This window comes from Hyphomonas johnsonii MHS-2 (assembly GCF_000685275.1).
Lineage (GTDB): Bacteria > Pseudomonadota > Alphaproteobacteria > Caulobacterales > Hyphomonadaceae > Hyphomonas > Hyphomonas johnsonii.
In genome coordinates this window covers 20,112-39,765 of the sequence record NZ_ARYK01000012.1, presented here as the reverse complement: position 1 = coordinate 39,765, position 19,654 = coordinate 20,112, and the positions used below count along the sequence as shown (strand labels likewise).

Annotated in this window: 11 protein-coding genes; 5 read left to right on the top strand and 6 right to left on the bottom strand. The window is 56.1% G+C overall.

Features of this window, described 5'->3' with window-relative positions; translation table 11 throughout:
- Window positions 1-102: 102 nt before the first annotated feature.
- Window positions 103-1,170, top strand: a complete 1,068-nt coding sequence (locus HJO_RS16560; RefSeq protein WP_051618745.1) for a glycosyltransferase family 2 protein — start codon at window positions 103-105, stop codon at window positions 1,168-1,170.
- Here HJO_RS16560 and rfbA read toward each other — a convergent pair.
- The 6 genes from rfbA to HJO_RS16530 all read right to left on the bottom strand — a co-directional run bounded on the left by rfbA (window position 1,139) and on the right by HJO_RS16530 (window position 6,662).
- Entirely contained in the window at window positions 1,139-2,011 is an 873-nt protein-coding gene (gene rfbA / locus HJO_RS16555; RefSeq protein ID WP_035619241.1) for a glucose-1-phosphate thymidylyltransferase RfbA, read from the bottom strand. The genes HJO_RS16560 and rfbA overlap by 32 nt on opposite strands.
- On the bottom strand, window positions 2,008-2,913 hold the full coding sequence (rfbD, locus tag HJO_RS16550) for a dTDP-4-dehydrorhamnose reductase (protein ID WP_206741871.1): 906 nt from the start codon (window positions 2,911-2,913) through the stop codon (window positions 2,008-2,010). The genes rfbA and rfbD overlap by 4 nt, the downstream gene beginning before the upstream one ends.
- A gap of 33 nt (window positions 2,914-2,946) precedes the next feature.
- Window positions 2,947-4,011 (bottom strand): dTDP-glucose 4,6-dehydratase, encoded by a 1,065-nt coding sequence (gene rfbB / locus HJO_RS16545; RefSeq protein WP_035619238.1) that lies wholly within the window; start codon window positions 4,009-4,011, stop codon window positions 2,947-2,949.
- Between the two features lie 144 nt (window positions 4,012-4,155).
- Window positions 4,156-4,998, bottom strand: a complete 843-nt coding sequence (locus HJO_RS16540; protein WP_206741870.1) for an ABC transporter ATP-binding protein — start codon at window positions 4,996-4,998, stop codon at window positions 4,156-4,158.
- A gap of 7 nt (window positions 4,999-5,005) precedes the next feature.
- Window positions 5,006-5,854: an ABC transporter permease gene (locus tag HJO_RS16535; RefSeq protein ID WP_084142181.1), complete on the bottom strand. Its 849-nt coding sequence runs from the start codon at window positions 5,852-5,854 to the stop codon at window positions 5,006-5,008.
- A gap of 82 nt (window positions 5,855-5,936) precedes the next feature.
- Entirely contained in the window at window positions 5,937-6,662 is a 726-nt protein-coding gene (locus HJO_RS16530) for a class I SAM-dependent methyltransferase (protein WP_035619234.1), read from the bottom strand.
- A 178-nt stretch (window positions 6,663-6,840) separates the two neighbouring features.
- On the opposite strand from HJO_RS16530, the gene HJO_RS16525 reads away from it, so the two are divergent.
- From HJO_RS16525 to HJO_RS16505, 4 genes are all read left to right on the top strand, one after another.
- A complete protein-coding gene (locus HJO_RS16525) occupies window positions 6,841-7,953 on the top strand; it encodes a polysaccharide pyruvyl transferase family protein (protein WP_035619231.1) in 1,113 nt (370 codons plus the stop codon).
- A gap of 66 nt (window positions 7,954-8,019) precedes the next feature.
- Window positions 8,020-8,787, top strand: a complete 768-nt coding sequence (locus tag HJO_RS16520; RefSeq protein WP_035619228.1) for a hypothetical protein — start codon at window positions 8,020-8,022, stop codon at window positions 8,785-8,787.
- A gap of 26 nt (window positions 8,788-8,813) precedes the next feature.
- Window positions 8,814-11,264 carry a rhamnan synthesis F family protein gene (locus HJO_RS17990; protein ID WP_084142179.1) on the top strand — a complete coding sequence of 817 codons (2,451 nt, stop codon included), beginning with the start codon at window positions 8,814-8,816 and terminating at the stop codon, window positions 11,262-11,264.
- Window positions 11,265-11,326: 62 nt separating this feature from the next.
- Window positions 11,327-19,654, top strand: coding sequence for an alginate lyase family protein (locus HJO_RS16505; protein ID WP_084142177.1), 8,328 nt, complete (start codon window positions 11,327-11,329; stop codon window positions 19,652-19,654).

Here is a 19,654-nt window from a genome sequence, read left to right as displayed (position 1 = left end):
GAATCGGGGAGGTGCCCGCGACAGACAGCGCGCCTCGACGCTGACGCCGGAAAGTGCCAGTAAGAGGCGGGGCTTGACGTAAATCACGGTAACGGTAGCAGAATGACGACAATCCCGGCTGCACCCCGACACAGATCGGGCAAAGGCATTCCCAAATGCCCCAGGTTTTCAATCATCATTGTCAACTTCAACGGCGGCGAATACGTCCAGCAGGCGCTCGATTCCCTGGCGCGCCAGACCATCCGGGATTTTGAAGTTCTGTTGGTCGATAACGGCTCCACGGACGGATCCGCCAACCACCTGCGCACCGACGGACTGCCTGCATTCACGCTGATGGCGGAAAGCCACAATCACGGCTTTGCCGCCGGCACGAATCTGGCCGCCGCGAAAGCGACGGGCGACTGGATCGTATGCCTGAACCCCGACGCCATTGCCGCCGCGAGTTGGCTCGAGGAGATCGTGGCAGGACAGGCCCGGTATCCCAATGTCCGTATGTTCGCATCTGCCCAGCTGGATGCCGCCGATCCCAGGGTGCTCGATGGCGCCGGCGATGCGTATCTGATCTTCGGCATGCCTTGGCGCGGCGGGTTCGGACGGGCCGCGAGCGAGTTGCCGGGTGAAGGGGAATGCTTCAGCCCATGTGGCGCCAGTGCCGTTTTCGACCGCCGGCTTTTCCTCGAACATGGCGGCTTCGACGAGGAATTCTTCTGTTTTTGCGAGGACGTCGATCTGGGGTTTCGCCTGCGTCTGGCGGGCGAGAACTGCATGTTCCTGCCGAGAGCAGTGGTCCATCATGTCGGGGGCGGGCTGGCTGGCCGCGCGAGCGACTTTTCCATCTACCATGGGTCACGCAACCGCGTCTGGACCTATGCCAAGAACATGCCTTCAACCGCCTTCTGGATCACACTGCCCGGGCACGTCGCCCTCTCCCTGTACCTGCTTGCGCGCGGCATAATGACAGGCCGCGTCCGCCAGACCTGGCGAGGCATGCGCGATGGTCTGCTCGGCGCAGCCAGGATGCGCCGGAATGGGCGTGCATTGCGCCAGCAATCTGTTTCGTCGTGGCAGCTGGTTCGCACCATGGTGTGGAACCCGTTCCGCATGAGCCAGCGAAAAGTCCACGTTCGCGAAGTGCCGGCTAGCGGCTCCAGTGCGTCAGCAATCCTTTGAGATAGGCGCCGTATTCGTTCTTGTATTCCGACGCGATTTTCTCAAGCTGGGCGTCGTCGATGAAGCCCTTGCGCCAAGAGACCTCTTCCGGGCAGGCGATCTTCATGCCCTGGCGCTTCTCGACGGTTTGAACGAATTGAGATGCCTGAATCAGGCCATCGAATGTGCCCGCATCAAGCCATGCCGTACCCCGCGCCAACCGGTGAACGTGCAGATCACCCCGCTTCAGGTAGGCATCATTGATTGACGTTATCTCGAGTTCCCCACGCGCAGACGGCTGCACATCGCGTGCGATATCCACCACGTCCTCATCGTAGAAATAGAGGCCGGTGACCGCCCAGTTGCTCTTCGGTCTTGCCGGCTTCTCCTCGATCGAAAGGGCCTTGCCGTCACGGTCGATCTCAACAATCCCGAACTGGGATGGCTCGTTCACCTGGCAGGCAAACACCTCGGCGCCCTTTGTGATCGCACCCGCCTTGAGCAAATCGCCGCTGAGGCCGGAGCCGTAAAACATGTTGTCCCCCAGCGCGAGCGCGCTTGGCTGGTTCGCGACGAAATCTGCGCCAATCAGGAACGCTTCGGCCAGCCCCTTCGGTTCGAGCTGCTCGGCATAGTCGAAGCTCATCCCCCAGGCACTGCCGTCTCCGAGCAGCTGCCTGTAAGTCGGCAACGCATCGGGCATGGAAATGATCAGAATTTCCCGGATACCCGCGAACATCAGCGTCGTGATCGGGTGAAAGATCATGGGCTTGTCGTAGATCGGCAGCAATTGTTTCGAAACGCCGCGCGTAATCGGATACAGGCGTGTGCCCTTTCCACCCGCGAGAATAATTCCCTTCATACGCTCCATCCCTTGGTTTTCAGCAATTGTTCGACACAGGCCCGCGTACTGCCCTCCCAGGCCGGCAAAGTCACCCCGAACTCGGCAGACAGTTTGGCGCAATCGAGACGCGAATTCGCCGGTCGCGCCACCGGCGTCGGGTACTCTGCAGACGTGATCCGTCTCACATGTGCCGTGGGTCCGCCCAGCGCGCCGCTGGTTTCGAAAATGAACGCAGCGAAATCAGCCCAGCTCGCCTCACCTGCAGCCGTCATGTGATAGACGCCCGGCGTCCAGTTTTCGTCGTCGGCAATTCGTCGGGCGATGGCGACCAGTCCCACGGCGATGTCGTGCGCGCTGGTCGGATTGCCGACCTGATCGCCCACAACGCCAAGTTCATCCCGGCCGTCCGCCACCCGCAGCATGGTTTTCAGAAAGTTCTTCCCGACCGGGCTGTAAACCCACGCTGTCCGCAGGATGACATGTGCCGCATTCGCAGCAGCGACTTCCTGTTCACCGGCGAGCTTGGAGGCGCCGTACACGCCGAGTGGCGCGACGGGGTCAATTTCCTCGTAAGGCGACTTCTTCGTGCCGTCGAAGACATAGTCTGTCGAAAGGTGGAGGATCGGGATACGACGTGCCGCTGCGGCTCTTGCCAGATTGGCAGCGCCATCGCGATTGACGGCGAACGCGGCGGCAGAGTCGGACTCGGCCTGGTCAACCGCTGTATACGCAGCCGCATTGACGATCATGTCCGGGGCCACCGCAGCGACCGCAGCCTCAACCATTGCGGCGTCACAAATGTCCAGTTCGGGCCGCCCCATTGTCGAGATCGCGACATCCGATGTCGCCGGCAGGTTCGCCAGCGCCTGCGCAACTTGTCCAGCGCGTCCCGCAACGAGAATATTCAGAGTATCAGGCATGATCGGTTTTCCGGGTTCAGACCGACGGCCAGATCACGCTTTGACGGCCGCATCAAGGCCGAGCCGTTCGCCTGAATAGACAGATTTCCTCAGTGGCTGCCACCAGTCAGGATTGTCGAGATACCACGACACGGTCTTTCGAAGACCGGTTTCAAATGTTTCCTGGGCCTGCCAGCCAAGCTCGGTTTCAAGCTTCGTGGCGTCGATGGCATACCGCTGGTCATGCCCGGGTCGATCGGCCACGAACGTTATCAGGTCTCGTCGTGGCGTATCGGTCGGACGCAAGGCGTCCAGCGTGTCGCAAATCGCCTCGACGACCTGAAGGTTCGTCCGCTCATTCCGGCCGCCGACATTATACGTCTGTCCAACGCGCCCTGTCGCCGCGATCAGGGACAGCGCACGGGCATGGTCGTCAACATAGAGCCAGTCGCGCACATTCGCACCGGTGCCGTACACGGGCAGTGGCTTGCCTTCCAGCGCGTTGAGGATGACCAGCGGGATCAGCTTCTCGGGAAAATGGTAAGGGCCGTAATTGTTCGAACAGTTCGACACGACAACGGGCAGACCGTAGGTGCGGTGCCAGGCATGGGCCAGATGATCAGACGCGGCCTTTGATGCCGAATAGGGCGAAGACGGGTCATAAGGCGTGGTTTCCTGAAACAGGCCGTCGTCGCCGAGAGAGCCATACACTTCGTCTGTCGACACATGCAGGAACCTGAACTTGTCCTTCGCTTCCCCCTGCAGGGACGCCCAGTAGGCTCGTGCGGCCTCCAGCATGCTGTAGGTCCCGATGACATTGGTCTCGATGAAATCGCGTGGCCCGGAAATCGACCGGTCGACATGGCTTTCAGCTGCCAGGTGCAGGATCTTGTCAGGCTGATACTCGGCGACCGTCTCGGCCATCTGTTGCTGGTCGCATATGTCGGCGACCAGCAGGCGGCATCGCCCCGTTTGCTCCACCGGCGCCAGGTTTGCCCGGTTGGCCGCATAGGTCATCTTGTCGACAACCAGAACGTCGGCACCTTCATTGGCAACAAGATGGCGCACAACTGCCGACCCGATAAAGCCGGCGCCGCCCGTGACGATTATCTTTTTCATATAGACAAAACTCTCGATTCGTCCCTGCTGAGGTGCGAATACGCCACTCGACCATGATGCGCAACTAGAGGTGTCGCTTCGGCTCCACGGCGATTCAGTTCCTCCGCGCAGCCGTGCGGACTTCACTGCGGCAGTAAGCACAATTCAAGCGGCACCAGCCAAAGTTCCAGGATCGTCTTTCGTCTGTTTCTGGTCTGCCTCGTAGGCATTGACCACTTGCTCCGCAGGGCCGAACTCACGAATGCGACCGTTGTCGAGCCAGATCGCCGTGTCGCAATTGTCCTGGATCAGCTTACGACTGTGAGAGGCCAGGACCAGGATGCCAGCCTTCGACACAAACTCCCTCATGCGACCTGTCGCTTTCTTCTTGAAGGAAACATCTCCGGCGCTCAACCATTCGTCGAGGATGAGAATTTCTGGCTCAAAGGCCGTCGCGATGGAAAAGGTAAGGCGCATGCGCATGCCAGAAGAATAGGCCTCAAGCGGCAGGTCAAGAAACTCTCCAAGTTCGGAAAATTCCATTATCTCCGCGCGCTTCGCCTCGATCGCTTTGTGGGAATATCCGGCCGCCAGACCGCGCAGGGTTATGTTTCGATGACCTGTCGCCTCGGGCTGAATACCGAGATTTATATTGATCAGGCTCGTGACCCGCCCTGTCGTCGTGAGTTGACCCGATACAGGTGAGAGAATTCCGGCAAGCACCTGAAGGAGCGTGGTCTTGCCCGAACCATTCCGACCGACGATAGCCAGCCTGTCCCCTTGCCGAAGCGAGAATGAAATGTCCTCTAGCGCCCGGATTCCCTTCAGGCGCCCGCGGCTCGTCCAAACCATGCGATCGTCACCCGTGATCTCTGCCTCGTGCACAACCGGACCTCGGGCCGGAAACACGATACCGATTTTGTCGGCAATCAGTGCGGCACCCTGATGCGCTCCACCCAGGTCAACCGGTGGCGTTCTCGCAGTCGATTCGTCCATCAGAATAGCCATCTGTCACCTACAACCAAAATGCCAATCTACGATGGGAAACACCGGCCACGCAAATTGCGATGACACAGTTGGCGATAGTCAACCAGCCGATGATAATCCAACTCTTCGGATCCGGCAGTTCCCCCAGCAACGGCGATGAGAATATCTCCAGCGCATGTGTGAATGGGTTGAATTCCGAAAGGGCAAGGCGAAGGCCTGTCTTCATATGCTCATCCCTAACCCACAAAATGGGTGTTGTGAAAAAGAGGATGCGCGTGATCGACTGCATGAAATAATCCACATCGCGGTAGCGCGCTGCCGCGTAGCCGAAGGTGATCTGGATGAAGACAGCGTTGATCAAAAGCACGATGAACGCAGGGATCGACAGTAAGGCAACCGGGCTGAATTTCTGGCCAAGAACCAAAAGTACGATAAATGCGACAATCAAACAAACGACAAATACAAACAGGGAACGGGCAATACTTTTGAAGACATGAATGGAGTGTGGCAGCGGCGTACTACTGATCCAAGTTTTCGCCGAGCGGAACACCGCGCAACCATCAGAAATGTTGGCCATCAGGAACTGGAAAATTGCATAGTTGATCGCGACATAAGCTGTGAAGTGCCGGTGGGCCAAATCAGAGAAGTTTCCGAAAAACAAAGAGATGGAGCCGACGAAAATCAGGTAGGATACGATGATCCAGGCGAACCCGATTCGGCTGCGGCGATACCTTTGCTGGATCTGGTCGATCGCAAACGCCATCCACAAGGATCGACGAGAAAACCCGTCAACAACATCACGAATTGCAAGAAGCGGATCAAAATTGACCCGATTCGTACCAACCGTCGTAGTCGTGACAGATGACTTCAACGTCATATCGGGGTCCTTGTCTTGCTCGCAGGAAGGATAATAGCAAAAAGCTCTTATCGTCTTGTGCCAGAATTACCACCTTCGCTGATCATCTTTTGCGGCTCAGGATTACGTCGATATACTCCGCGCGGATTCCCCTTTTCATGTCGTCAATCATGATGATCTGGCTGGACATTCCGCAACTGTCATCAATGAACTCGGCAATATCGTATCCCCAGTCCATGGTCACTAGAGATCCCTGTTCGTCGATCGGGTTGCCATGGAACTGTACCTCGGCCAGGGGCATCACTGTGCCATCCGGTGCACGCTCGGCACGCCTTTCAGATTTTGCGGCCTTTTTCACCAGTGGGACGGTAAAGATGTGGGCCCCTCCCGGCTTCAGGACGCGGGCGATTTCACGAAACGCCGCTGCCGGATCGAGCACGTGCTCCATGACATCCTGCGTGATGAACAGGTCAAACAGCTCATCCCGAAAGCTGAGCTTCTCAAGATTTTCAGACCGTTCCCCACGCTCCGGATGAATCTCCCCACCGGAGACATCAGGAAAGAAGTGCGAGTAGGTATACTTGCGGCACTCACGTTTCAGGCGCTTTGAAACACCCCGGCCACACGGAGAAGACTCGTGTACCCTGCGAGACCGATAGTTTGGCACGTGCTGCTTCAAGACCTGCATCAAAGCTCGTTCTCGCGGGACTGATTCGCAACTGGGACAAAGTAGATGATCCCTGAACCAGCTAAATCTGGCTCGGAAAACCACGTCCTTTTCACAAATGTCGCAATAGCCTGGCAGTTCGAAATTGATCGGTTTTGACATGAAGGCGTTCAGGCTTGTGCAGCGGAAGGGTTCGTTGCAAGTAGCAGACAACGATCCGGAATGTCGGTCAAAGCTGCATAAATCTGCCACATGGCCTCTTGTGACAAGGTACGATGCGGGTCGTTGAACCCTGTTGTGGCCGACCCTGACGTCCAATCAAGATAGAGTCGAGAATTGTATGACACGCTATGGTATCCTCTCCATTGTTCAGAAAGTGCCTGTGGCCCGGAAACGCCCATTCACGACACTTTACCAGATGATCGGCAAGAATACCGGCAACCTGTTGTTCACGAACGCCGTATGGAATCAGATCGGAGGAAACAAAGAAAGAGTAAGCTTCACTTTTTCGCCGGAACTCCTGAACGAAACCCTCGATGCCCTCGTCATACCAGCTGCCAACTGGCTGAGCCCGTTTGTTGATTTTTCGACTCTGGCGGACTTGTTCGAGCAGCTGACCATTCCCACGATTCTGATCGGCATTGGCGCGCAAGATGACAGCTATTCCGGAGCGGTCGCGATCCCGGAAGGAACACAGCGCTTTGTTAAAGCCATATCCGAACGATCTGAGTCTATCTCTGTCAGGGGGCAGTACACACAGGAAATACTGTCGAGCTTGGGTGTCCAGAACACAACGGTGACGGGCTGTCCGTCGTTGTACCATGATTTTCGCCCCTTTTTTCCGCCCGGCCCCGTCAAGGTCAGGCAAAGCAAAGGCCTGATTCACTCCACCCGCTATTCGGCCACCTACGAGCCTTTCGCGAACGAGGAATCCATACACAGACAGTTGTTCCGGATCGCGTTCCAGGAAGGGATGGACATCCTTATTCAATCCGAGCCCGAAGAGATGAGCCTGCTCGTACAAGCTACCGAAAAGCCTGCATTCGACGCGGGTCTGAAGGCGTTATTGAAGCAGATTTACGATGCGCCGGACTGGCCCACACTCAAGGCCTATATACGTGAACAGGGACGCACCTTCTTCGATGTCGATACTTGGGCGCGCGCGCTTGATTCTTATGACTACGTCTTCGGAACCCGCCTCCACGGCACGATCATGGCCCTGAACTCGGGCGTACCCGCCTACATGTTGCATCATGACAGCCGCACTCGTGAAATATGCGAATTTGCTGCCATTCCCTCGTCCGCTGCGCGCGGAATCCAGCTTACGCCCCGCAAGATGAAGGGTTTCGTTGAGAACGCCGACTTTGGTAGTTACTATTCAAAGAGAGAGACTAACAAGTTGAACTACAAGGCATTCCTCGCAAGGAATGGCTTGGTGGCGTCGGATTTTTGATCGGAAGCGCCCCTTGGGCATGAGCCAGCGCTGGCACTTGGTCGGGCGCAAAAAATAACGGAATCAATGGTCAAGATGGACATCCTTAAGTATCTCAAGCGTGAGGCCTCACAGGATCGCGCGGCGCTCAAGGCTTTGTTTGACGCCAACTGGTACCGTTTGCGCTACGCTGACATTGGCAAAGCCGGTGTCGACCCCTTCACCCACTACATGGAGACCGGCTGGAAGGAAGGTCGCGAACCTTTCCCCCTCTTCGATCCTGCTTGGTACGGCCGTCAGTTCCCGGAACTAGCCAGCCAAGCGATTCCACCCCTACATCACTATCTGTCTATTGGCGCGCAGGAAGGCGCGTCGCCTTCCCCGCTGTTTGATGCCAAGGCTTATATCAGGCGCCATCCCGAAGCGTGCGAACCGGGAACGAACGCACTTCTGCATTTCTTGGCGGCACCCGTTGATCCGGATTTCAATCCATGTCCGCTGTTTAACACGTCCTGGTACCTTGGCGCCAATCCTGCGATCGCGGCGGGGCCGGAAAATTATCTGCTCCACTTTGCGAGAGCGGGCGCGTTTGAAGGACTTAATCCTTCACCGGATTTCGATTGCGACTGGTATCTCGAACAAAATCCCGACGTCGCAGATTCCGGCGCCAATCCGCTCGCCCACTACATCACCGCAGGAGCGGACGAGGGCCGACGCCCTTGCCCCCCTTCACCGCTGGATTGGTTAAACCTGCACGCGGCTGAATTGCCCGATGATCCTGACGAACCGGAAAACTGGATTGGCGCATATGAGCGCTACGGGGAGTACTCTGCCGCACATACGGGCCGGCCGTAGTCCTACCTAACAGTGCGCCGGAGACCTTGCCGAAGTGGGAAGGACGTCTCGCCGTTCACGTTCACGTCTTTTACGACGATCTCGCGTCGACCATCGAATACTATCTGCGTTCCATCCACGTTCCATTCTGCCTTTTTGTCAGCGCGCCTGATCTCGACATCGCAATCCGCATGAAAAAGCAGCTGGGCGCTCTTCCATTTGTGGAGTCGGTTACCGCCACGGCCACTCCAAATCGTGGACGCGACCTTGCGCCCATGCTCACTGTCTTTGCCGAAGCGCTCCTGGATTTCGACCTCGTCCTGCACGTTCATAGCAAAAAGAGCTTGCACTCGCCTGACAAGCGCGACTGGGCGACGCAATTGTTCCATCACCTGCTTCATTCACGCGAACATTTCGATCAGGTCTTGTCGTTGTTCGCCAAGGATCCATCTCTTGGCCTCGTCTTTCCAGTCTACCATGCCTCAGTTGGCGGACAGATTGTCTGGGGATCGAACCGGCGTTCCGCCAAGACCTTGTTTGACCGCCTGGGCATTGATCACACAGTGATGCGACTGAAGCCGTTCCCGGCCGGTTCCTTCTTCCTTGTTCGCCCCGTCGCCCTCCGTGGACTTCTGAAGGCAGGCATCGCACCATCGGATTTTGAGGCGGGCAATGACTCAGTTGACGGACAGTTTGCGCACACGGTCGAGCGCGCACTTCCCATTCTCGTCGAAGATGCGGGCTTTCATTCGTTACAGATCCGGTCCGAAAAGCCCCACACCCTGTCGACATCGTGGACGGGTGCGCAAATGTATCATTCACCTCGTCACGTTGGATGGACCGACGTGGCGCAAATTGCGCCTTTCGCGTGCCGCGTGCATAATGCCGCTGACTTGAACATCGCAATCTACACTTGCGCCACCGGCGGCTACGATGTTCCGCTACCTCATGAGTCCCTGATCGACCGCGCCAGTTATCATTTCTTCACTGACCAGCCAACAGGGCGGGCCGGATTCTGGCATCTTGCGCCGCTCGTCTTTCCCCTGACTGATCCTGTACGGTGCGCCCGCCTCCACAAGACCTCACCACAGAGACTTTTGCCGGACGCCGATATCGCAGTCTGGATCGATGGCAACATCGCCGTGACAGGTGACATTGCCCGTTATGTCGATCAGGTCGTGGCTGCAAATGCCTCGTTCGGTCTGGTCGCTCATCCCATCAGGTCCACCTTCATGGAAGAGGCTCGGGCCATTGCCGACTATGGCCTAGACACGTCCGATACTGTTGCAAAGCAGGTGGGGCGTTATGTGATCGAGGGATTTCTGGGTGACGAAGGGCTTGCCGAGACGAATTTCATGGTCATGGATCTCAGGCGGCCAGAAACTCAAGCAACTCTGGACATCTGGCGGTCTGAAATCGAACATGGAAGCCGCAGGGACCAATTGTCATTTGACTACGCCCGCTGGAAGGCCGGCGCGACATCTGAATGGCTATTCGAGGCTGGCGGCTCCGTTCGCTCGAATCCGGCCTTCGCGTACATTTCGCATGGCGGCGCCAACCACGCAGACCTCGAACTCTTGCAGCGCATGACGCTCCCGCCGGCCTTTAGCGACCTCGTCCATGATCGATCGCTTTCAGACGCCCGCGATCGCGCCCGGGAACGAAGCGTGGACATCGTCGTCTGCGTCCACAACGCACCGGACGATGTAGCAAACTGCCTGAACGCATTGGACCGTACGCGAGATTCCCTGACCCGGCTGATCCTGGTGGACGACGGATCCGACCCGGCCGCTGCTTCGATCATTGCAGCCCATGCGGATGCGAATCGTAATGATATTGTAATCCGCCACGACACTACCCTTGGCTACACGATTGCTGCAAACACAGGTCTGCGGGCCTCTACTGCGGACTACACCGTTCTGCTCAACAGCGATGCCGTCGTTTCCCAAGGTGCCATCCGGGCAATGATCGCAGCGGCAGAGCGCGATGTTGACTCCGGCCTCGCCGGCCCACTGTCGAATGCCGCGTCTTGGCAATCCGTGCCAGATCAGGTCGACCCAACGGGTGACTACGCGATCAATGATCTGCCGCCGGGACTGACACACGAAGACATGGCGCGTCGCTGCGCGGATCTGGTCGCTGATCCCCACATCTTCGTACCGGCACTGAACGGATTTTGTATGGCGATCAGCCGAAAATGCCTTCAAACAACAGGAATTCTGGACGAAACGGCTTTTCCGCACGGTTACGGCGAAGAGACGGACTATTGTTTGCGCGCCGCCGATCTTGGTTTTCAATCAGTTGTCGCTACCGACGCTTACGTGTTTCACGCAAAATCGCGCAGCTTTGGTTCAAGCCGCCGACGCATCCACTCTGCCGAGGGTTACCGGCGCCTTGTCGAGCGATACGGTAAAACCCGCTTGGAGCACGTCATCGATATGCTGCGGAATGGCCGGCGTCTGCAGGCGATTCGAACCGCCTTCGCCCGCAGGACATAATAGGTTGATGCCGTGCCGCGGGTTATCTAGACAAGACTAACAGTGTTGGAGCGAAACTGAGTATGGCAAAAAAACCGAAGCCCCCAAAAGGGTCTGACGATTCAACTAATAGTTCTCCAGCGCAAATCGTCGTCCTTGGCATGCATCGCTCGGGCACGTCGGCGGTCACGGGGGCGCTCAACGCGATGGGCGTATTTGTCGGCGAGGCAGAAGCGCTCACCGACACTAACTGGGAGAATCCGCTCGGTTTCTTCGAGCGTCGCGATGCACGCGCACTATGCGATGCGCTGCTGCACGGTGCCGGCGCAGATTGGTGGAAAGTGACCAATTTCGATCCTGATCGAATCCCCCTGTCCGTCATGACGCCTCGTGTACGGGAATTGCGTGATTTAGTCTCTCGTCTCGACCAAGGCGCAGGGCCGTACGGCGCATGGGCGCTGAAAGAGCCACGGTTGTGCCTGCTTCTGCCGGTCCTGCGCCGCGCACTCACAAATCCCCACCTCATCATGGTAGTGCGGCACCCGGTTGAAGTGGCGCGCTCGTTACGGCGCCGCAACGGTTTCTCGCTTACTGCCGGACTGGCCCTCTGGGAAGCATATGTGGTGGCAACGCTCGAGAACGCTGGCAATCTCTCGGTCATTCCGGTGCTTTACGACAACCTAATCAACGCACCCGAAGCAACGCTGCAACGCCTTGCTGAGGAACTTGCCAATCGCGGTGTTCAGCAACTTGATGCAAAAGCGGGCATCAGTGCTATCCGGTCCAGCCTGCGCCGCGAGGAAGTAGACACCGGTATCGACAGTGTCCGACTCTCTGCCAAACAGAAAGAACTCTGGACGAAACTGCAAGCTGGCGAACTGTCTCGCGAAGACGCTGTCCTGTCTGACGAGGCGCGCGAAACGCTTCTCGACTTCGAAAGTGATGAGACCAGCCGGCAGAACAATCTCGCGGAGATCAAGAAACTCCAAAAGCGCCTACAGGATGCGCTCGCAAACCCCGAACATGAGCGCACCGTCGAAGACCTGAAACGACGCATCGACAAGGAAAAGGCGACCGCCGAGAAGCTCGAAGCAGAACTGGCCGAGCGCATCGAGAAAGAGAAGGAAAATGCCAAGAAACTCGAAGCCGACCTCTTCGTTCGCGTCGAGAAAGAGAAGTCGAATGCCAAGAAGCTCGAAGCCGACCTCCTCGCTCGCGTCGAGAAAGAGAAGGCGGATGCCAAGAAGCTCGAAGCCGACCTCCTCGCTCGCATCGAGAAAGAGAAGGCGGATGCCAAGAAGCTCGAAGCCGACCTCCTCGCTCGCGTCGAGAAAGAGAAGGTGAATGCCAAGAAGCTCGAAACCGACCTCCTCGCTCGCATCGAGAAAGAGAAGGCGAATGCCGAGAAACGCCAATCGGATCTGTCCGACCGTCTCGGCAAGGAAAAATCTCGAGCGAAACGGATAGAGACGGAGTTGACCGGCAAAATCGGCGCCTTGGATGCGCTGACCCGGCAACTCGACAGCGCTTCGAAAAGACTTGAACGTCTCACCAAAGCCGAAGCTGAAGCCGAAGCCGCATTAACGGCGAAACAGGCGTCCGAATTAGAACTCAGGAACGCTAAAGTCGATATCGCGGAAAAGCGAAAATCGATTGCCGCGTTAGAAAAAACACTGGCTGATGCCAAAGCGGCTCAGAAGGGCGAGATAGCGAAGACCGCAGATGTAAGGAGACAACTCGCTGCGAGCCGCGCTGCCCTCAAGGAGGCGGAACTTCGGCCAAGGGCGCTGGAACTCGAGCGGGATGCCCTATCGGTACGCCTGCTTGCACTACGAGCCAATGCTGATGCATTACGTAAATCGCTTCGTTGGCGTGCGGGCGGGATCGTCCTCGCCCCGATGGCCCCGATCGCGGCGGTTGCGCGATGGCGTAACCGCCGCCGCCTCAAACGCGACGCCCTGCTGATCGAGGCATCTGATCTCTTCGATCGCGAAGCATATCGGAAGCTTTACCCTGATCTGCAAGAAAGTGGGCTCGATCCGCTTGAGCACTACATTACCCGCGGATGGCGTGAAGGGCGTGAGCCTGGCCCGCGGTTTGTGGCCCAAAACTATCTGGATGCCTACCCGGACGTTCTGGCAAAAGGCGTCAACCCGCTGCTGCACTATCTCACCAGCGGAAAATCCGAGGGCCGACTACCGAACCCGCCAGCGAGTTCGCAGGCAGCACCTGCCCTCATGGATAGCGCAGGTGGCCGAGCATTGATCGAAGCTTCCGGCCTGTTTGATCGCTCTTATTACCTGGAACAGCACCCCGATGTGAGAGCGGCCGGCGTGGATCCGCTGGATCATTTTCTTGCATCTGGATGGCATGAGGGCCGAGCGCCTGGCCCCGGCTTTGACAGCCGCTGGTACCTTGAAAGCAATCCTGACGTTAAGGCAGCAGGCATGAACCCGCTCGTCCACTACATCACGAACGGCCGTGTCGAAGGACGCCCGCCTTTGCCGAATTCACTTGTGTCGAACAAAGCTCAGTCGCCTGCCGGGAAAAAAAAGACAAAGGACCGCTCACCTTACGACAGAGTGCTTCGAAAATTGCTCTCGCACTGCAACGACCCCACAATCCCCAAAGCCATCGCTCGATCCGAAGAACAACTGGATAAACTCAGGCGAACTTCCTCCTACACAACGAATTCGGCGATGGTTAGCGTTATCATGCCAACATGGAACAGGGCACACATAGTTCACGACGCCATCAAAAGTGTGCTCGCGCAAGAATTCGTCGACTGGGAACTGCTGGTTTGTGATGATGCAAGCACTGACAATACGGCGGAAGTTGTCAAAGGATTCAATGACCCGCGCATTCGATATCTCCGCATCAACAAAGGCGGCGCTGCTGCCGCACGCAACGTCGGCTTGGCCGCCGCCCAAGGCGGCATAATCGCTTATCTCGACAGCGACAATCTCTGGCATCCGGCCTTTTTGCTAGCTATGACGAACCTCCTGTCCAGGCACCCTGGTCACTCCTGCGCGTATGCTGATTTTATCGACTACGAACATGGATCGAATGGCGACCTGCATATACGATCACATGCACGCCCCAAATTTGTGCACGAGAATCTTCTCAACAAGAACTTCATTGATCTAAATTCATTTGTTCACAGACGAGAACTGTATGACCTATTTGGCGGATTCAACGAGAACCTGACAAGACGTCAGGACTATGACCTAATTCTGAAGTATACATGGCTGCGCGACCCGCTTCACCTAAAGCGCATTCTCGCTCTCTACCAACGCAACGACGCCCTCAACCAAATCACCAAAAGCATGAAGCATGACGAGTCGTGCATTCCGATCATCGACGGTGCCGTTGCCACTTACCTGAGTGAAGGCTTGCCGGTTGTCGCTAAGCCCAAAGTTCGCAAGGTCACGATTATTTCATGGGACCTCAGCAGGAACCACTATTCAAAACCCTTCGCGCTCGCTGAAGCGCTGTCATCCGAATACGACGTTCAGGTTGTCGCATTCCGATTCTTCGAGGAGATGTTCCCTCCCCTAAAGGATGTCACGCCTACCTTCCGCACCGTCTACATCGATGGCACCCAGTTCCCAGACTTTTTCGACGCGTTGAAATTGGCAATGGATGCCATTGACGGAGAGATTATATACGTCGTGAAACCGCGACTTCCGAGCCTCGGCCTCGCGCTTCTGTCAAACTACACGAAGGCGGCTCCGATCGTATTGGAGATCAATGATCTGGAAACGGTTGTATCATCTCCCAACAGCACCGACTCTCATCGAGAATCGGATTTCGAACAAGTCGACCTTAGGTCGGAAGACCTGCTGAACCCTTACAGCGACCACTGGTCCCATATCATGGACCCTATCGCCAAAACGCTTCCCGTCCTCGTTACCCACAACAAAGGTATCGATGCGCATTTCGACAACCAATGTCTCTACATGCGTAATCTGAAGGATGAATCCGTCTATAATCCGGCTATCTACGACCGCGAGGCGATTCGCGAGGAACTCGGATTCTCGCCGAATGACCGGATCATTCTGTTTGGAGGACTCCTCCGGAAGCACAAGGGCATCTATGAACTCGTTGACCTCGTCGAGCGCTTGGGTGACCCTTCTTACAAACTTCTCTTCGTCGGCTCACGCGTAACGCCGGATCAGGAACGCCTGATCAAACGTTTCGGGGAACGCATCCGTGTTCTGCCGCCGCAAGATCGCCCCGCTATGGCGCGGATCAACCTCGCCGCTGATCTGGTTATTCTGTGGTTAGATCCTAATGTCCCAGCCAGCCATTATCAGATGCCTTACAAAGCAACTGATGCCCTCGCGATGGGCACACCCATTATTGCAAACGGAATATCCGACCTCGAACCTCTTGGAAAACAGGGTTATGTTAAGTTGGTCCCATTCGGCGACTGGGACGGCATGACAAATGCGATCAAATCCCTATTTGCCAATCCGGAAATGACGCAGACCATGAAAATGGCTGGGCGGCGTCTTTTCCTGCGCCAATTCTCCTATGCTGCCGCTCGCGCAAACTTCGCACTTGCGAGCTATCGAGCTTTGAACAGCGTGGGCGGAATACTTCCCGCAGCCGTCAAATTCTCAGAGCGTTTTAACACGTTCTACAAGACAATCACCGGCGTCAGCGATCCCTTCGTAGAAGCCGGGATGGCGTTACCCCTACCGCACAAAAGCGGAAACGGACCGGCGGCACCTGACGATGACGGCATCACTGTTGTCACGACCGATGAACTGAACCGGATATATTGGAGCGACCCCGACGGTATTGCTGTCATCATGCCATGCATTGACACCGAGAAAGGCTATGCAACCGCGAAGCTGCTCCAGAAGCGATCGGGCACCCCTGCGCGAGTGTTTGTCGTTGAAGACATCCATCGGAAGGGATTCATCGAAACGCTGAACATGACAGCGGCGCGAATTAGTGTGAAGTATATTGTATACCTCGCTGAAGATGCCTTTCCAGGAATCAATTGGCTTAAAATTGCACGCACACGCCTTGACGAGACTGGCAAAGGACTTCTCGCATTCAATTGTGGCAAGTGGCACGGTCGGATCGCAGCATTCGGCATGGTGCGGACCTCTTGGATCAGAAAGCACTACGGACACGCCGTTTTGTATCCCGGCTATTCGGCTCACAAGGCCGACAACGAGATAACTGTGATCGCCCGCGCATCGAACCAGCTTCTATACGATTCGAATGCCACTCTGGTAGAATATGACCCAGAAAAACCCTTCAGACCTGTCGGAACGGAACCTCCAACGTTTGCGGCAGACAGTCAGTATTTCTTCGATCGATTTGACGGAGGTTTCGGCGGTGCTTTTGCAAAGCAAGTTCTTCGCCCCTTCAAGGAGGAGTACTTCTATCAACGTCGGATAAAGGAGCGTTCGGGCGAAGAATATATTGGCGGGGCAGATGAGATCGTCGAACTGAATGTTTCCAACCTGGATAATCTTTCGTTTGACGACCCGGACGGAATTGCCGTCATAATGCCATCAATCAATCTGGACAAAGCACGACGGACAGCGATTTTGCTTCAGAAGCGGGCAAACAGTCCCGCGAAATACTTCCTTGTGGATGATACTGTTAGGCAAGGCTTCATTAAGACACTAAACGACACGGCTGCGCGCCTCAATGTAAAGTACGTCGTGTACTTGGCCGAAGATGCATTTCCGGGTGCAGATTGGCTAAAGTTGGCACGCGATCACCTTGAATCTACTGGCAAGGGATTGCTGGCATTTAATTGTGGCAAATGGCACGGACGGATCGCCGCGTTTGGCATGGTGAATATGGACTGGGTCAAGCACCTCTATGGCGGTCCCGTGCTGTTTCCGGAATATGAAGCGCACAAAGCCGATAACGAGATCACCGCGATCGCACGCACAACTTCGCAATTCGTGTACGCGCCGGATTGCGTTTTGGTGGAATTCGATCCCGGCAAAGTATTCGTCGAGAACGTTCCGCATGACAAGGCGCTTTTCCGCTATCGCTTCCGGACTGGATTTGACGGACTCGCACCGATCGATAGGCTGGAAGCGCTTGCATCTTCATACTTCGTTCCCTGGACTGACGAACCCCCAAAGGCGAAGCCGGCAAATGCTCAACCCAAAAAGCCCCCCCAACCTAGCGTCGCTATACGACCTTCTGAGAAAGAAGCTTCTGCCACACCCATCGCATCAAGCACCAAAGGCGACCAAACGGAAAGCGCGACCAGGGATACGTTCGCCCTGTATAGGATCATTGGGAATGATCTTTATCCCCGGCACCGGCGCGGACAGTCGTTCGACAACCTGAAATTCATCTTAGACCACGAGCCTGAACTGGAAGGCGCCACCAAACGCTTCGTTCTCAATCGCATCGTCGATGAAGCGCAGGAAGAACAGATGATTTCTCTTTTGGAAGCAACTGGTACTGAATATCTACGCATTCCCTTCGAAATCGAGGCGTACCGGAAAATCGGTTTCGATACAGATTCTTTCCATAAGTCCGGATTGTTATCCAAAGCTGTATTCAACGAATTCGAAGACGTAAAGCGAGACCGGGCAATCGCAGCTCTGTATCGCCTGAAAAATAACTACGCCATGAACAATAATGGAGCTCGAAACTTTGCACTGGCTGATGGACGCTCTCGTGCGACCTGGATCCTGCCTTGGGATGGCAATTGCTTCCTGACGAAAGAGGCCTGGGAGGAAATCAGGCGAGATGTTGCGAACGCCCAAGAGCACAAGTATTTCACGGTGCCGATGGCGCGCATGACAAACAATGAGGACCTCATAAACGGAGGCATCATTCCAGAGGCGACTGAAGAACCACAGATCATATTCCATCATGATGCAGCAGAAATGTTCAACGAATCCTTCTGTTATGGCCGCCGCCCCAAAGTAGAACTTCTCTGGAGGCTGAAAGTGCCGGGTGTTTGGGACAAATATCGGGATGATGCATGGGATCAAGATCGACTTCCGCACTCTGAAGACTCCAACCGAGTCGGCAGGGCGGGTTGGACTGCACGCCTGTTCTCTGGCATGTCCGATTTGGAACAGCAAAATAACGACGGAGCACTGAACCGCGGCTTTGCGCGCACACAGGCCATTGTCACCACACTGCGTCGACTCGATAGGGCCGTGACAGAATCATCTCCCGAAAACCTTGTATCCATGGATTCCACAAGCCTTCAGAGTGAAATCAAGTCTCGCTCAAATCCTGAATTGACGAAAGTTGTAAATCGGCTTCGTCAGGATGGAAATGACGCCTTGGCGCGAGGTCCTTATTCAGTCTGTGACAAGACAACCCTCCCCCCGAGCGGTGACAAGCGGGACTACTGGCATCCAGCGCCATACTGGTGGCCAAACCCCGACAAACCTAATGGTTTGCCGTACACGCGCCGAGACGGAGAACGCGTGCCTGGAACCAAGTTGTACGAACTTGGAAGCGAGAAGTACGACCGTACACGCCTCCAGCGTGTCTTCGATGACTCACTGGCACTGGCGCTGGCATACGCCTTCACTAGTGAAAAGCAATATGCCGAACATGCATCGACAATTCTCGAGCGTTTCTTCGTGAATCCTGAAACACGCATGAATCCTCACCTGAAGTACGGTCAGGTCCGGCTGGGGCACAATATGGATCTCGGCGCACCGACAGGCCTGATCGAAATGAAGGATATCTATTTCTATCTTGACGCCGTTCGACTGGTCAAACAGGCGGGAGCCGTATCTGAGAAAGTGTCCGGCGCTTTCGATGAATGGCTGGAGGTTTACCTAGATTGGCTGCTGATGTCGGACCAGGGCAAGGCAGAACGTCGCGCGATCAACAACCATGGCACCTGCTACGATTTGCAAATCGGCGCCATTGCCGCTTACCTCGACGATCAGGACGTGCTGTTTGAAACGTTGGCGAGGGCGAATACCCGTATTGCAACACAATTCGCGCCTGATGGAAGTCAGCCCGATGAATTGAAGCGCAAGACTACGGCGCATTACTGCTGCTTTAACATGCAAAGCTGGATCAATTTGGCGAACCTCGGCGAACAATGGGGTGTCGACCTATGGGCTCACAAGGCCCCTAATGGCGCGAGTCTCGGGAAGGGAGCACAATGGTTACTGGAGCATATGGGGAAACCCTGGCCGTTCGAGCAGATCGATGCGTTTAATCCCGATCGATTCCTGCCGATCTGGTTTGCAGCCCTGCCCCACCTCGAAGCACCCGAACGCATTATTACTCCACCACAGCGAACCCCCTTCAATGCGGAGCCGGTATTCTTCCCGCACGATGGAATTCGTCCATTCTGGAGTCTGGGCATGTCGACGCAAATATGGGATGCCGTGAAACGGCAAAGCGCCTCCAAGCCAATCGCAAAAGTTTCGGAGGCCTGA

What these genes read in the sequence shown, in the direction of transcription:
- HJO_RS16560 (WP_051618745.1), top strand. Translation starts at nt 103, where the DNA reads ATGACGACAATCCCGGCTGCACCCCGACACAGATCGGGCAAAGGCATT.
- rfbA (WP_035619241.1), bottom strand. Translation starts at nt 2,011, where the DNA reads ATGAAGGGAATTATTCTCGCGGGTGGAAAGGGCACACGCCTGTATCCG.
- rfbD (WP_206741871.1), bottom strand. Translation starts at nt 2,913, where the DNA reads ATGCCTGATACTCTGAATATTCTCGTTGCGGGACGCGCTGGACAAGTT.
- rfbB (WP_035619238.1), bottom strand. Translation starts at nt 4,011, where the DNA reads ATGAAAAAGATAATCGTCACGGGCGGCGCCGGCTTTATCGGGTCGGCA.
- HJO_RS16540 (WP_206741870.1), bottom strand. Translation starts at nt 4,998, where the DNA reads ATGGCTATTCTGATGGACGAATCGACTGCGAGAACGCCACCGGTTGAC.
- HJO_RS16535 (WP_084142181.1), bottom strand. Translation starts at nt 5,854, where the DNA reads ATGACGTTGAAGTCATCTGTCACGACTACGACGGTTGGTACGAATCGG.
- HJO_RS16530 (WP_035619234.1), bottom strand. Translation starts at nt 6,662, where the DNA reads ATGTCAAAACCGATCAATTTCGAACTGCCAGGCTATTGCGACATTTGT.
- HJO_RS16525 (WP_035619231.1), top strand. Translation starts at nt 6,841, where the DNA reads ATGACACGCTATGGTATCCTCTCCATTGTTCAGAAAGTGCCTGTGGCC.
- HJO_RS16520 (WP_035619228.1), top strand. Translation starts at nt 8,020, where the DNA reads ATGGTCAAGATGGACATCCTTAAGTATCTCAAGCGTGAGGCCTCACAG.
- HJO_RS16505 (WP_084142177.1), top strand. Translation starts at nt 11,327, where the DNA reads ATGGCAAAAAAACCGAAGCCCCCAAAAGGGTCTGACGATTCAACTAAT.